The organism is Rubrivivax rivuli (assembly GCF_004016505.1).
Lineage (GTDB): Bacteria > Pseudomonadota > Gammaproteobacteria > Burkholderiales > Burkholderiaceae_C > Rubrivivax > Rubrivivax rivuli.
Window position 1 is genome coordinate 470,398 of sequence record NZ_SACR01000003.1, and the last position, 13,091, is coordinate 483,488.

At 70.6% G+C, this 13,091-nt stretch carries 11 protein-coding genes; 2 read left to right on the top strand and 9 right to left on the bottom strand.

What is annotated here, in order from left to right:
* Nucleotides 1–77 precede the first annotated feature (77 nt).
* Nucleotides 78–1,751 (top strand): response regulator, encoded by a 1,674-nt coding sequence (locus EOE66_RS10600; protein WP_128228654.1) that lies wholly within the window; start codon nt 78–80, stop codon nt 1,749–1,751.
* On the opposite strand, the gene EOE66_RS10605 is transcribed toward EOE66_RS10600, so the two are convergent.
* The 7 genes from EOE66_RS10605 to flhB form a co-directional block, all read right to left on the bottom strand.
* A complete protein-coding gene (locus EOE66_RS10605) occupies nt 1,752–2,885 on the bottom strand; it encodes a PA0069 family radical SAM protein (RefSeq protein ID WP_375137473.1) in 1,134 nt (377 codons plus the stop codon).
* A 59-nt stretch (nt 2,886–2,944) separates the two neighbouring features.
* Nucleotides 2,945–4,321 carry a methyl-accepting chemotaxis protein gene (locus tag EOE66_RS10610; protein WP_128228655.1) on the bottom strand — a complete coding sequence of 459 codons (1,377 nt, stop codon included), beginning with the start codon at nt 4,319–4,321 and terminating at the stop codon, nt 2,945–2,947.
* 9 nt (nt 4,322–4,330) lie between these two features.
* Nucleotides 4,331–5,044, bottom strand: coding sequence for an RNA polymerase sigma factor FliA (locus EOE66_RS10615; protein WP_128228992.1), 714 nt, complete (start codon nt 5,042–5,044; stop codon nt 4,331–4,333).
* A 10-nt stretch (nt 5,045–5,054) separates the two neighbouring features.
* The gene (locus EOE66_RS10620; RefSeq protein ID WP_128228656.1) at nt 5,055–5,891 is read right to left on the bottom strand and encodes a MinD/ParA family ATP-binding protein; all 837 of its coding nucleotides are present in this window, start codon (nt 5,889–5,891) and stop codon (nt 5,055–5,057) included.
* 24 nt (nt 5,892–5,915) lie between these two features.
* A complete protein-coding gene (flhF, locus tag EOE66_RS10625) occupies nt 5,916–7,613 on the bottom strand; it encodes a flagellar biosynthesis GTPase FlhF (protein WP_128228657.1) in 1,698 nt (565 codons plus the stop codon).
* The gene (flhA, locus tag EOE66_RS10630) at nt 7,610–9,640 is read right to left on the bottom strand and encodes a flagellar biosynthesis protein FlhA (RefSeq protein WP_375137476.1); all 2,031 of its coding nucleotides are present in this window, start codon (nt 9,638–9,640) and stop codon (nt 7,610–7,612) included. The genes flhF and flhA overlap by 4 nt, the downstream gene beginning before the upstream one ends.
* Nucleotides 9,641–9,702: 62 nt before the next feature.
* Nucleotides 9,703–10,887 carry a flagellar biosynthesis protein FlhB gene (gene flhB / locus EOE66_RS10635; protein ID WP_128228659.1) on the bottom strand — a complete coding sequence of 395 codons (1,185 nt, stop codon included), beginning with the start codon at nt 10,885–10,887 and terminating at the stop codon, nt 9,703–9,705.
* A gap of 209 nt (nt 10,888–11,096) precedes the next feature.
* Here flhB and EOE66_RS10640 point away from each other — a divergent pair, with 209 nt between their 5' ends.
* Nucleotides 11,097–11,930, top strand: a complete 834-nt coding sequence (locus EOE66_RS10640) for a DODA-type extradiol aromatic ring-opening family dioxygenase (protein WP_128228660.1) — start codon at nt 11,097–11,099, stop codon at nt 11,928–11,930.
* Between the two features lie 93 nt (nt 11,931–12,023).
* On the opposite strand, the gene EOE66_RS10645 is transcribed toward EOE66_RS10640, so the two are convergent.
* Both EOE66_RS10645 and cheY read right to left on the bottom strand, forming a co-directional pair.
* Nucleotides 12,024–12,656, bottom strand: a complete 633-nt coding sequence (locus EOE66_RS10645; RefSeq protein WP_128228661.1) for a protein phosphatase CheZ — start codon at nt 12,654–12,656, stop codon at nt 12,024–12,026.
* Between the two features lie 28 nt (nt 12,657–12,684).
* Nucleotides 12,685–13,083 carry a chemotaxis response regulator CheY gene (cheY, locus tag EOE66_RS10650; protein WP_128228662.1) on the bottom strand — a complete coding sequence of 133 codons (399 nt, stop codon included), beginning with the start codon at nt 13,081–13,083 and terminating at the stop codon, nt 12,685–12,687.
* Between the last annotated feature and the right edge of the window lie 8 nt (nt 13,084–13,091).

Consider the following 13,091-nt stretch of genomic DNA (forward strand, 5'->3'; position numbering starts at 1 on the left):
CGCAGCGCCGATACCCAGGGGATGCCGTGTACTGCCCCCTGGATCCCGGCGCTGCGGCGCCTTCGGAGTGAAGCGCCATGATCGACCGCGACATCCACCTCGCGCGCGCCCTGCTCGTCGAGGGCAACCCGCTGCTGCGCAGCGTGGCCTCTTCGCAGCTGCGCGACACCGGCGTGGGGCATGTCACGGCCATCAACCGCGTGAAGGACGCGCGGCTGCTGCTGGAGCGCGAGAAGTTCGACATCGTGCTGTGCAACCGCGAGTTCGAGGACAGCGACTACTCGGGCCAGGACCTGCTGGACGAGCTGCGGCGCGAGAAGCTGCTGCCGCACAGCACGGTCTTCCTGATGGTCACCTCGCAGGCCAGCTACCACCACGTGGTGGAGGCGGCGGAATCGGCGCTGGACGGCTTTCTCATCCGCCCCTACACCGCCGCCGCGCTGGGCAGCAAGCTGCTGGAGGCGCGCAACCGCAAGCGTGAACTGGGCAGTGTGCTGAAGGCGCTGGACGCCGGTGAGTCCCAGGTCGCCCTGGTGCACGCCGTCAAGCGCTTCCAGGAAAAACAGCCCTACTGGACCTACTGCGGGCGCTTGGCCGCCGAACTGATGATGGGCCTGCAGCGGCCCGAAGACGCCAAGACACTGTTCGAGCACCTGGTCAAGGTCAAGCCCAACGCCACCTGGGCGCACCTGGGTGTGGCGCGCGCGCAGTCGACCTTGGGCGATGCCGCCGCGGCGCGCCGCACCGTGCAGGCCGCGCTGGCGCAAGACCCTGGCTCGGCCGACGCGCACGACCTGATGGGCCGGCTGCTGGTGGAGCAGTGCGACTTCGAGGCCGCACTCGGCGAGTACCGTGCGGCTGCCGAGCTGACACCCGGCTGCCTGCTGCGCAACCAGCATGCCGGCGCCCTGGCCTTCTACCAGGGCGAGGCCGAAGAGGCCTTGAAGTTCCTGGAGCGCACGCTGGGCATGGGGGCGCAGAGCAAGCTCTTCGATCCCTTGAGCCTGCTGCTGATCGCGATGCTGCGCTTCGACCGCGGCGACGCCACGCAGGTGGCCGCGATGCGCGAACAGCTGCGCCGCCACCGCGCACGCCAGCCCGAATCCACCCGGCTCGCGCGCTTCGAGAAAGCCGCCGAGGCGCTGACCGGGATGCTGAGCCCCCAGCCCGAGAACACCCTGCCCTTGCTGCGCGAGTTCCTGGCCGCTGCTGGCGAAGACGACTTCGACCTGGAGGCCGCCAACATCGCCTTGTCGCTGTGGGAGCGCGTGCCCGGCAACGTGCGCCCGGCCGCCGACCACGAGGCCCTGGTGGAGCGCGTCTCGCTGCGCTTCTGCGTCAGCAAGGCCGTGGGCGAGGTGCTGTGCGCCGCGGCCCGGCGCAGCGAAGTGGCCGTGCCCATCGTGCGGCGCTGCCAGGCGCAGCTGCTGGCGACCACCGAGCAGGCCATGGAAAAGGCCATGAAGGGCGAGCCCGCCCAGGCCGTGCAGATGCTGCTGGAACAGGGCGAGCAGACGCTCAACGCCAAGCTGCTGGAGATGGCGGCGCTGCTGGCCCGCAAGCACGCCGCCGTGCTGCCCGATGCCGCGGCCCTGGCCGCACGCGCCAGCGAGCTGGTGCGCCGCACCGGGCTCTCGGGCGGGCACATCGCCGGCATCCAGCGCTCGGGCCGCTCGCCCGGCGGGCTGCAGCTGCGCGGCAACACGCCGCAGGAAGCGCCCCCGCTGGTGGCGAGCGACGCCGCGGTCTGATCAGAACAACTGACCCTGCCCTGCCCAGGCTGCCGGCCGGCGGAAGCGGCTGAGATCGAGTTCCACCCGCCTGCGGCTCAGGCCCAGGCGCTGGCAGGCCTTGTGCAAGCGCTGGCGCAGCAGCTCGGCCCACAGGCCCTGCCCCGTCATGCGCGTGCCGAAGCGGGCGTCGTTGTCCTTGCCGCCGCGCATCTCGCGCACGCGGGCCATGATGCGTGCGGCGCGCTCGGGCACGTGCTGCTCCAGCCACTGCTGGAACAGCGGGTTCACCTCCCAGGGCAGGCGCAGCACGATGCTGAAGGCCGAGCTGGCGCCGGCATCGCGCGCGGCCTGCAGCACCTTCTCGAGCTCGGGCTCGTTCAGAAAGGGAATGACCGGCGACACACTCACGCCCACCGGGATGCCGGCGCGCGCCAGGGTTTCGATGGTGCGCAGCCTACGGTGCGGCGCCGCGGCGCGCGGCTCAAGCGCGCGGGCCAGCGCCGGGTCGAGCGTGGTGAGGGACACGTACACGGCCGCTAGCCGCTGCGCCGCCATGGGCCCGATGAGGTCGATGTCGCGCTCGATGAGGCTGCTCTTGGTGATGACGGAGAACGGGTGCTGCGCCTCGGACAGCACCTCGATCAGCGAGCGTGTGATGCGCAGCCGGCGCTCGGCCGGCTGGTAGGCGTCGGTGACCGAGCCGATGTTGAGCTGGCCCGGCGTGTAGCCACGCGCCGAGAGCGCCTCGCGCAGCTTCTCGGCGGCGTTGACCTTGGCGACGATGCGCGTCTCGAAGTCGAGCCCCGGCGAGAGGTTCAGGTAGCTGTGGCTGGGCCGCGCGTAGCAGTAGATGCAGCCGTGTTCACACCCGCGGTAGGGGTTGATGGAGAGGTCGAAGCCGATGTCGGGCGAATCGTTGCCCGAGAGGATGCCGCGCACGTTCTCCTCGATCAGCTGCGTGGCCGGCGCCAGGGTCTCTGCCTGCGCGGCCTGCTGCAGCGTGCCCCAGCCGTCGTCGAAATCGCTGCGGTTCTCGCTGCTGAAGCGGTGCTCCATCGCCCAGGCGGTGCCGCGGCCCTTCTGCACACCGGCGTCGGCGTGGCGGGGCACGAACATCAGGGTGGCGGCGGGGGGTGTGGGGCTGGCGGGCATACTGTCAATTTATACAGTATGCGTTCCCTTGGCAAGTACCCGGCCCGCGCCGGGCCGGCTCAGAACTTGAAAGCCAGGCGCAGACCGCCCCAGTGGCGGCCGCCCACGGTGATGGGCGCCGCGGCTTCCTTCATCACGATGAACTGGCCGCCGCCCATGTCGCGCCGGTAGGTCTGCAACAGGAAGGGCCGTGTGTTGCGGCCCGAGGCCAGGCCCGTGCGGTCGTTGAAGATGCGCCGGTTGCGGCTGTGCGCGGTGTTCCAGGCCACATCGCCGGGGCGCTGAGGCTGGTTGTACTGGCGGTTGTGGCAGGCGATGTAGCCGTTGCGGTCGGCCGCGATGCAGAAGACCACCTTGTCCGACAGGCTCAGCAGCTTCTCCTGCACCTGCGGGAACAGGCGCTCGGCCAGCGGCACGTACTTCGTCAGGTGCTGCTGGGGCTGCGAGCCGGCCACCGGCTGGTAGCGCTCGTCGAACAGGTCGTCCAGCGGCAGCGCACCCGTGCGCACGGCGTCTTCGAGCAACTGGCTGATCTGCGCGGCCGCCTGCTGCACGGCGCGGATGTAGGGCGTGTCTTCGGTCTCCACGCCGGTCTCGGCCGCGCCTTCGGCCAGCTCTTCGGAGATCTTCAGGAAGGTCTCGGTGCGGCCGAGCGCGGCGTCCAGGGCCTTGGTGGTCTGGCGCATCTCGCCTTCGATGCGGCCCATCTGGCCGCCGAGCCCGTCGCAGAGCTGCTGGCTCGCCTGGCTGGCCGCGTGGATGCGGTGCACGCCCTGGGTCACTTCGTCGATGGCGCGGTGCACCGCGCCGCCCTGCCCCTCGCCGCCCCCGGCGGCCGGATCGCGGCTGATCTCGCGCGCCAGCGCGGCAATGCGTGCATCGAGCCGGCCCACGGTGCCGGCGATCTGCTTGGATGAACTCTCCACCTGCGCCGCCAGGTCCTTCACGGCATCGGCCACCACGGCAAAGCCGCGGCCGGCTTCTCCGGCACGCTTGGCCTCCACGCTGGCGTTGAAAGCCACCAGGCGCGTCTGCAGCGCGATGCGGGTGATGTCGCCCGCGGCCTCGGACACCTGGCGCAGCGTGTCGACGATGCCGCCAACCTCGGTGCTCACGCCCTGCACCGCGTCACCCACGCGCGCCACGGCCTGCAGGCCCTGCTGGGTCTCGTGGTCGATGGCGGCCTGCGCCCGCACCACCTCTTGCAGCTGCTGCGCCAGCGCCTGCAGGGCCTGCGCCTGGCTGTTGGCGAGCTTGTGCGTGTCGTCGATGACGCCGCGCACCTCCGCGGCCTCGCGGCCCAGCGATGAAGCCTGGCGACCCAGCTGGCCGATGAAGCGGCCCGCGGCAGCAGCCTGCGCCGTCTCAGGCGCCAACGCGGGCTCGGGTCGGCCCGGGTCGGGCGCTGAGGCGCCCTTGAACGCTGCCTTGAACATCGGCCGGCCTCACCACTCGCGCAGCCGGGTACGCAGCCGGGCGATGCTCTGGCTGTGCAGCTGGCAGACGCGGCTTTCGGTCACGCCCAGCACGGCCGCGATCTCCTTGAGGTTCATGTCGTGCTCGTAGTACATGCTCATCACGTACTGCTCGCGCTCGGGCAGGTTCTTGATGGCCTCCACCAGGGCCTCGCGCATGCGCTGGTCCTGCATGCGCGCCAGCGGGTTGGCGCCGGCGTCGACCACGTGGCGGTCGAGGTAGTCGTCGTCGCCTTCGTCGCCGCTCATGTCTTCCAGGTAGATGAGCTGGGTGCCGCGCACCTTGCCCAGCAGCTCCTGGTACTCGGCCAGGCTCAGGCCCATCTCGCGGGCGATCTCGCCTTCGCTGGGCGCGCGGCCGTGGCGCTGTTCCAGCTTGTGCACGGCGGCTTCGATGCTGCGCTGGTGGCGGCGGTCGCCGCGGCTCATCCAGTCGTTGCCGCGCAGCTCGTCGAGCATGGCGCCGCGGATGCGCTGGGTGGCGAAAGTTTCGAACTGCACGCCCTGCGCGGCGTCGAAACGCGAGAGCGCGTCGCTCAGGCCGATCATGCCGACCTGGATCAGGTCGTCGAGTTCGACGTTCGCCGGCAGCTTGGCGATCATCTGGTGCGCGAGGCGGCGCACGAGGGGCTGGTACTGCTTGAGCAGGGCGCCAGCGTCGAGTTGTCCCTTGGCGGTGTACATGTGCATGCCTCTACGGATGTGCGGGGCGGTTCGGGATCTGTGCGGTGCGGGGCGCGCGCGCGGCCGGCGGCGGCGCCCCCGGCAAGGCCATCGGCGCTGACGGGCCCCAGGCGCCCAGCGCGCTGTCGTCCAGAGCCAGCTGCTCGGCCAGCAGCCGGGCCAGGGCCGCGTCGGCCGGCGCGCCGGGCTCGCCTGCGGGGTCGACCAGCGCGCTGTGGCGCAGCATCGCCCCCAGGAAGTTCTCGGCACAGCCACCCAGGCTGGCCGGGATGGTGGCGGCGCGCGGCGAGTTCGGCGGCGCGGCCAGCAGCAGGTCGTAGGTCATGAGCCCGCAGCGGTGCACCAGCAGCTTGGCGCTGGCGTAGGCGTGCTTCACGCTCTCGGGGTGGTCGGCGCCCAGCAGCACCGGGCGCGCGGCGCGGTGCTTGAGCAGCCGCGCCAGATCGGTGGCCTCGGCGTGCAGCAGCACGATCTCGGCTTGCGGGCAAGCCTGCTGCACCGCCTCGATGAAGGCGCCGGCCGAGCCGCGCGTGTCGACGAAGGCCGGCGGCATGCCGCGGGCGGGCAGGTAGGAAACGCGCGGCGCGATGGGCTCCACGCAGGCTGCGAGGTCCACGCCGGCCAGTTCGTGCGGCGGCGGCGCGGTGGTGGCGGCGTCCACCACCAGCACCTCGTGGCCCTGGGCGGCCAGCACCGCCGCCAGGCGGTCGAGCACCAGGCCGCTGAAAGCCACGTGCGGGTTGGCGGCCAGCGGCAGCACGTGGCGGCGGCGGCCGGCGAAGAGCCGGCGCAGGCCATCGGCCTGATCGAGCGGCATGCGGTCTGAAGGGGCGTAGAAGTCGCGCATCGCGGGGGTCGGCAGCGGCGGGTCTCAGACGTGCAGCGGCGCCACGGCGGCCGCCTTCGAGGCGGGCAGGCCCGCGAAGATCAGGTTGACGTCGTTGTCGTCCAGTTTCCAGGCGGCGCCGGCCTGGCTGCGCAGCGCGCGCTGCACCAGGGCGTTGGCGCTCAGACGGTGCCAGTCTTCGGGCACGCGCTGGCCGTTGGCCACGGCCAGCACCTTGAGCTTGTGGCGGATCATCGAATCGAGCGCCGGGCCGAGCTTCACGGCTTCGTCGAGCTTGCTCAGCACGATGCCGCGGCAGTTGTTGGCGGCGTAGGCGGCGAGCTGGTCTTCGATGGTCTCGCCCTGCGCGCTGGCGTTCACCACCAAGAGGCGCTGGATGGCGCGGTGAGAGAGCATGTCCAGCAGCTCGCGGGTGCGGCTGTCGCGCTGGGCCATGCCGGCGGTGTCGATCAGCACCATCTTCTTGGCGCTCAGCAGGTCGAGCAGGTCTTCCAGGCTGGCACGGTCGTGCGCGGTATGCACCGGCACGCCGAGGATGCGGCCGTAGGTGCGCAGCTGCTCGTGTGCGCCCACCCTGTAGGCGTCCAGCGTGATCAGGCCCAGGTTGGCGGCGCCGTGCCGCGTGGCGAAGGCCGCGGCCAGCTTGGCGGTGCTGGTGGTCTTGCCGACACCGGTGGCGCCGATGAGGGCGTAGATGCCGCCGGCTTCTTCCAGCGCGGGCTCGCGCTCGCCGGTGGGCAGGTTGCGCTCCAGCACCCCCGAGGCCCAGGCGAGTTCGTCGCCTTCGGCCGGCAGGCTCTCGACCAGCTTGCGGATGAGGGCCGGCGAGAAGCCGGTGTCCAGCAGGCGCTGGGCCAGCTGGGCCTGGCGCGGCTGGCGTTGCAGCTTCTCCATGAAGGCCAGGGCACCGAAACGCTGCTCGATGAGGCCGCGCATGCTGCGCAGCTCGTTCATCATGTCGCCGCGGTCGGTGGCCTTGGTGGCCAGCTCGGCGGCGGCCTGCGCCTGCAGCTGGATCTGCTCGCCGCGGGCCATGACACCGGGCATGGCCGGCAGCGGCGGTGTGGCGATGCCGCCCAGGCTGGGCAGGGCCGCGTGCGGCGTGTCGTGCATCGGCACCTCGTCGCGCAGCACCGGCAGTTCGCGGGGTGCTGCGGCGGCTGGGGCTTCCCGGCGCGCGGCGCGGTTGCGGGCGGCTTCGATGGGGGCCACGCTGGGCGGCAGCTGGGCGGGGCGCAGCGGCTCGGCGGCCGCGCTGGCAGCGCGCTCGGCGGCGAGCTCGGCCTCGCGGCGCTTGAGCATGCGCTGGCGCACGTAGTCCTGGAAGGACAGCGTGCTCATCTGCAGCTGTTCCACGTCTTGCTGCACGTCGGCGTCGAAGCTGGGCTCGTGGCGCTCATCTCGGCGCTCTTGCAGCGCGGCGCGCACGGCTTCGGCGCGGGCGTCCAGGCGGGGCTCCATGCGCGGGTCCACGCGGTCACGCAGGCGGCTGGCCGGTGCGGCGGGCTGGGCAGGTGCGCGCTGCACCGGCTGCGCCTGCACGCGTTCGGCCTGCTGCCCGACGCGCTCCAGTTGCTGCAGGCTCTCAGGCGCCATGGCCAGCACCTCCACGCCTTCGGCGCAGGGTTTGGTGGACATCACGACGGCGTCGTCGCCAAAGGCCTGCTTGACCAGGGCCAGGGCCTCGCGGGATGTGCGGGCCGTGAAGCGCTTCAAGTTCATGCCGTGCCTCCGATGATGGAACCGATGCGGATGGAATGCGTTTCAGGAATCTCGCTGTGCCCCAGCACCTTCAGGCGGGGGGCGGCGCGCTTGAGCAGGCGGGCCATGGGCGCGCGGATCAGGTCGGGCACCAGCAGGCAGGCCGGGTGGCCCAGGTCTTCCTGCTTGCGCGCGGTGTCGGCGGCGCTGCGGCTGAGCGTGTCGGCCACGCCGGGGTCGAGCGCCGCGCCGTGCGGGCTGCTCAGGGCCTGCGTGACCAGGCGCTCCAGCTCCGGATCCAGCGCGATGACGTCCAGCTCCTTCGTGGTGCCGTAGATCTGCTGCACGATGGCCGGGGCCAGGTGCACGCGGATGCGGCGGGCCAGTTCGCCTGGGTCGGTGACGGTGCTGGCGTGCTCGGCCAGGCATTCGACGATGGAGCGCATGTCGCGGATGTGCACACCCTCTTCCAGCAGGAGTTGCAGCACACGCTGCAGGGTGGCAATTCCGACCATCTTGGGCACGACATCCTCGATCAGTTTGGGGGCCAGTTTCGTCACGTGATCGACGAGTTGCTGGGTCTCCACCCGGCCCAGCAACTTCGCTGCTTGAACCTGCATCAAGTGTGAGAGATGGGTCGCCACGACGGTCGCGCAATCAACGACCGTAAACCCGGCCATTTGGGCCATCTCCTTGTGGCGCTCTTCGATCCACACCGCGGGCAGGCCGAAGGCCGGATCGGTGGTGCGCGTGCCGGGCAGCTGCTGCGTGGCACCGCCCGGGTTGATGGCCAGCAACATGCCCGGGAAGGCCTCGCCTTCACCCGCCACGGCGCCGCGCAGCGTCACGCGGTACATGCTGGGCTTGAGCTCGACGAGGTTGTCGCGGATGTGCACCGGCGGCGGCAGGAAGCCCACGTCCTGTGCGAACTTCTTGCGCACGCCCTTGATGCGCGCCAGCAGGTCGCCCTGGCGTGCCTTGTCCACCAGCGCGATGAGCCGGTAGCCCACCTCCAGGCCCAGGGTGTCCACGGGCGTGAGGTCGTCCCAGCTGGCCTCGGCGTTGGCCGGGGCCACCTCGGTGCTGGCGCTGCGCTCGGGCGCAGCGGCCGCCTTCTTGCGCTGCCGCATCAGCTGCCAGGCCAGCAGGCCCAGGCCCGCGGCCACGAGCAGGAAGACCAGGTGCGGCATGCCCGGGATCAGGCCCAGCAGCGCCACCACGCCGGCCGCCACGCCCAGGGCCTGCGGCGAATCGAAGACCTGGCCGCGGATCTGCGTGCCGATGTCCTGTTCCTTGCCCACGCGCGAGACCACCATCGCGCTGGCCACGCTGATCAGCAGCGCCGGGATCTGCGCCACCAGCGCGTCGCCCACGGCCAGCGTCACGTAGGCGCTGGCGGCCTGGCCAGCACTCATGTTGTGCATGGCAATGCCGATGACGAAGCCGCCGATCATCGTGATGAACAGGATCAGCAGGCCGGCCATGGCGTCGCCGCGCACGAACTTGCTGGCACCGTCCATGGAGCCGAAGAAGTCGGCTTCCTCGGCCACCTCGGCGCGGCGCTGGCGCGCCATCTTCTCGTCGATGAGGCCGGCGTTGAGGTCGGCGTCGATGGCCATCTGCTTGCCGGGCATGGCGTCCAGGGCGAACCGCGCGCCCACCTCGGCGATGCGCTCGGCGCCCTTGGTGACCACCACGAAGTTGATGACCACCAGGATGGCAAAGACGATCAGGCCGACGGCGAAGTTGCCGCCGATCAAGAAGTGACCGAAGGCCTCGATCACCTTGCCGGCCGCGCCGGTGCCGGTGTGGCCTTCCATCAGCACCACGCGGGTGGAGGCCACGTTCAGGCTCAGGCGCAGCAGCGTCGTCACCAGCAGCACCGTGGGCAGCGCCGCGAAGTCCAGCGGCTTGACCATCTGCGCGCTGACCATCATCACGACGATGGCCAGCGCGATGTTGAAGGTGAACAGCAGGTCCAGCGCGAAGGGCGGCAGCGGCAGCACCATCATGCCCAGCATCATCACGACGAAGGCGGGCAGCACCATGCCCTTGGCCACGGCGCTCTGCGCGGGGCCGAACCAGGTGTTCAGACGGGCCAGCATGGGGCTCACAGCTCAGGCTCCTGCTTGTTGAACTTGCGCGCCTTGGCGGCGGCGTAGGCGGGGTTCAGGGGGTCGAGTTCCGGCGGCACCTCGGGCGTGGGCGCCGCGGCGGCGGCCATGCGGCCGTGGGCGGCGGCGTCGCGCACCTGGTAGACCCAGGCCAGCACCTGCGCCACGGCGCTGAACAGGCGCGCCGGGATCTCCTGGTCGACCTCGGTGTGGGCGTACAGCGCCCGCGCCAGCGGCGGCGCCTGCAGCACGGGCACCTTGTGGTCCTTGGCGATGTCGCGGATCTTGAAGGCCAGCAGGTCGGCACCCTTGGCCACCACGCGCGGGGCGCCCATCTTCGATTCGTCGTACTTCAGCGCCACGGCGAAGTGGGTGGGGTTCATCACCACCAGGTCGGCTTCGGGCACGGCAGCGAGCATGCGGCGGCTGGCCAGCTCGCGCATCTTCATGCGCATGCGGCTCTTGAGCTCGGCATTGCCTTCGGTTTCCTTGTGCTCCTGCTTCAGTTCCTGCACGCTCATGCGCAGGCGGCGCGCCAGCATGAAGCGCTGCAGCGGCACGTCCACGATGGCAAACGCCGCCAACAGACCCACCATCATCAGCAGGCCATTGCGCATCAGCGTGCCGGCCGAGCCCAGCGCGGTGGCCAGCGGCTGCGCCAGCAGCGTGGCGTGCTCGTACCAGTGCATCCACAAGTAGACGCCGCCCAGCACGCCCAGCAGCAGCGAGAGGAAGCTGGCCTTCAGCGTCTGCGTCATCTGGTCGACCGAAAACACGCGTCCCAGGCCGCTGATGGGGTTGATCTTGTCGAACTTGGGCTCCAGCGCCTTCATCGAGAAGTTCCAGCCGCCGGCCAGGAGCCCGCTGGCCAGGGCCACCGCCGCCATCACGCCGAACAGCGGCACCAGCACCACCAGCATGGACAGCGTCTGCTCGCCCAGGCGTTCGAGCATGCGGCTGGGGTTCTGCACGTTGGCGGCATCGAAGCGCAGGCCCTGCGTGACCAGTTCGCTCATCCAGTTGCTGAGCACCGGCGCCAGCGCTGCCAGCAAGGCCACCGCACCGCCCAGGGCCGCGAAGTGGCCCAGATCGCGCGAGCGCGCCACCTGGCCTTCTTCGCGCGCTTTCTTCAGCTTGCGTTCTGTGGCAGGTAACTGGCGGTCTTGGTTGTCGTCGGACATGGCACGGTGCGCTCCACGATGGAGCCCAGCGATGGTGCCGCGCCGCCCCGCCGACTTGAGGGCGATAAGCGGGGGAAAGCCGAAGGTGTTCGCTGCACCGCAGCGCCCTCAATCAAGCCGTCTGCAGGCTGTGTGCAGAGGGCCTGAACCCAGGTGGCGGCGGCCGGCGCCACACTGCAGCCCGAAGACCCGTGAAAGAAAGCACGACCATGACCGAGCACCCTGCCCGCCTGCCCACCTACTTCATCTCGCACGGTGGCGGCCCCTGGCCCTGGATGGCCGAGATGGCCGAGCCCATGGCCACGCTGGCCGCATCGCTGCGCCGGGTGTCCGCCGAGGCCGCCGCCGGCGGCATGCTGCCGCGCGCGGTGCTGTGCATCTCGGGGCACTGGGAGGCGCCGGTCTTCACGGCGCAGGCCGCGGCACGGCCGGGCATGGTGTTCGACTACCACGGCTTCCCGGAGCACACCTACCGCATCCGCTACCCCGCCCCGGGCGCGCCGGCGCTGGCGCAGCGTGTGCAAGACCTGCTGCAGGGCGCCGGCATCGCCGCCGCGCAAGACACCGGGCGTGGCTACGACCACGGCACCTTCGCGCCGCTGGCGGTGATGTACCCGCAGGCCGAGGTGCCGGTGATCCAGTTGTCACTGAAGGCCGGCTACGACCCCGCTGAACACCTGGCGGCAGGCCGCGCCTTGGCACCGCTGCGCGACGAGGGCGTGCTCATCGTCGGCAGCGGCCTGAGCTTCCACAACCTGCGCCTGCGCGGGCCGGGTGCGCAGGCGCCCTCCGCCGCCTTCGACGCCTGGTTGCACGAAACGCTGGAAAGCGGCACGCCGGCCGAGCGCAGCGCGCGGCTGCTGCAATGGAGCCAGGCGCCGGCGGCACGCATCGCGCACCCGCAGGAAGACCACCTGCTGCCACTCATGGTGGCCCTGGGCTCCGCAGAAGGCGAAAAGGCCACCACCGTCTATCACGAGGTGATGGCCTGGACCGGCTGGACGGTCTCCAGCTGGAGGTTTGGGAGCCCCCAAGCTCGCTGACGCTCGCTACCCCCCGAGGGGGCCGTCCGCCTGCGGCCCGGCGAAGCCGGTTCCGTGGCGGGAAGCTTGGTCGCGGAGGGCGGCTGCCGGGGGTCAGAAGCCGAGGCTGGCGAGCAGGTCGTCGACCTCACCCTGGTTGGTGACCACGTCGGTGCGGCCTTCGGCGTTGACCACCGGGCCGTTGAGCACGTTGGGGTCGACCTTCTCGCGCTGATCGGGCGGCACCACGCTCACCAGCAGCTTCACGAGGCTGTCTTCCAGCTCGTTGGCCAGGGCCACCACCTTGGCCACCACCTGGCCGGTGAGGTCGTGGAAGTCCTGCGCCATCATGATGTCGGTGAGGTGGCCGTCGATGCGCGCGGTGCGCGCCTCCACGTCCTTCACGAAGTTCAGCACGGCGCCGCTGGCCACGGCCTTCACCGGGTTGGCCACGATGGCGTCGGCCATCTCGCGGGTGGCGGCACTGATGGCGGCGTGGTCGGCCTTGGCTTCGTCCACCGAATTCAGCACCTTGTCGGCGGCTGCGGCGGTCTTCTGGGCGATGTAGGTCAGGCGGCTGCGCGCGTCGGGGATGCCGTCGGTGGCGATCTGCAGCTTGGGCATCACGCCCAGTTGCTGCATGGTGTCGTGCAGAAGGCGCGTGATCGAGCCGATCTGCTGGAACACCTCGGGCGACACCGCCAGGGGTTCAGCAGCTTTCAGGGCCCCAATGTCTTCCATCTTCATGTGCTTGCTCCGGGCTTGCGGCGGTTGGTCAGGCGGTGGCCGCCAGCTTCTGCAGGATCTTCTGCACCTTCTCTTCCAGCGTCGCCTTCGTGAAAGGCTTGACGATGTAGCCGGCGGCGCCGCTTTGTGCCGCAAGCACGATGTCTTCCTTGCGTGCCTCGGCCGTGACCATCAGCACCGGGATGTGCTTCAGGCTCTCTTCGGCCTTCACGGCCTTCAACAGCTCGAAGCCGTTCATGTTCGGCATGTTGATGTCCGACACGACGAAGTCGTATTTCTGCGCCTTCAGCATGCCCAGGGCGACGGCGCCGTCCTCGGCCTCGTCGGCGTTGTTGCAGCCCATCTCCTTGAGCAGGCCGCGCACGATGCGGCGCATGGTGGAGAAGTCGTCGACGATGAGGAACTTCAGGTCGGTGGGCGTGCTCATGGGGCAGA

Bases quoted from the DNA above. Each gene is read 5' to 3' on its own strand.
- EOE66_RS10600 (WP_128228654.1), top strand. From the start codon at position 78: ATGATCGACCGCGACATCCACCTCGCGCGCGCCCTGCTCGTCGAGGGC.
- cheY (WP_128228662.1), bottom strand. From the start codon at position 13,083: ATGAGCACGCCCACCGACCTGAAGTTCCTCATCGTCGACGACTTCTCC.
- EOE66_RS10640 (WP_128228660.1), top strand. From the start codon at position 11,097: ATGACCGAGCACCCTGCCCGCCTGCCCACCTACTTCATCTCGCACGGT.
- EOE66_RS10645 (WP_128228661.1), bottom strand. From the start codon at position 12,656: ATGAAGATGGAAGACATTGGGGCCCTGAAAGCTGCTGAACCCCTGGCG.
- flhB (WP_128228659.1), bottom strand. From the start codon at position 10,887: ATGTCCGACGACAACCAAGACCGCCAGTTACCTGCCACAGAACGCAAG.
- EOE66_RS10620 (WP_128228656.1), bottom strand. From the start codon at position 5,891: ATGCGCGACTTCTACGCCCCTTCAGACCGCATGCCGCTCGATCAGGCC.
- EOE66_RS10605 (WP_375137473.1), bottom strand. From the start codon at position 2,885: ATGCCCGCCAGCCCCACACCCCCCGCCGCCACCCTGATGTTCGTGCCC.
- EOE66_RS10615 (WP_128228992.1), bottom strand. From the start codon at position 5,044: ATGTACACCGCCAAGGGACAACTCGACGCTGGCGCCCTGCTCAAGCAG.
- EOE66_RS10610 (WP_128228655.1), bottom strand. From the start codon at position 4,321: ATGTTCAAGGCAGCGTTCAAGGGCGCCTCAGCGCCCGACCCGGGCCGA.
- flhF (WP_128228657.1), bottom strand. From the start codon at position 7,613: ATGAACTTGAAGCGCTTCACGGCCCGCACATCCCGCGAGGCCCTGGCC.
- flhA (WP_375137476.1), bottom strand. From the start codon at position 9,640: ATGGTGCTGCCCGCCTTCGTCGTGATGATGCTGGGCATGATGGTGCTG.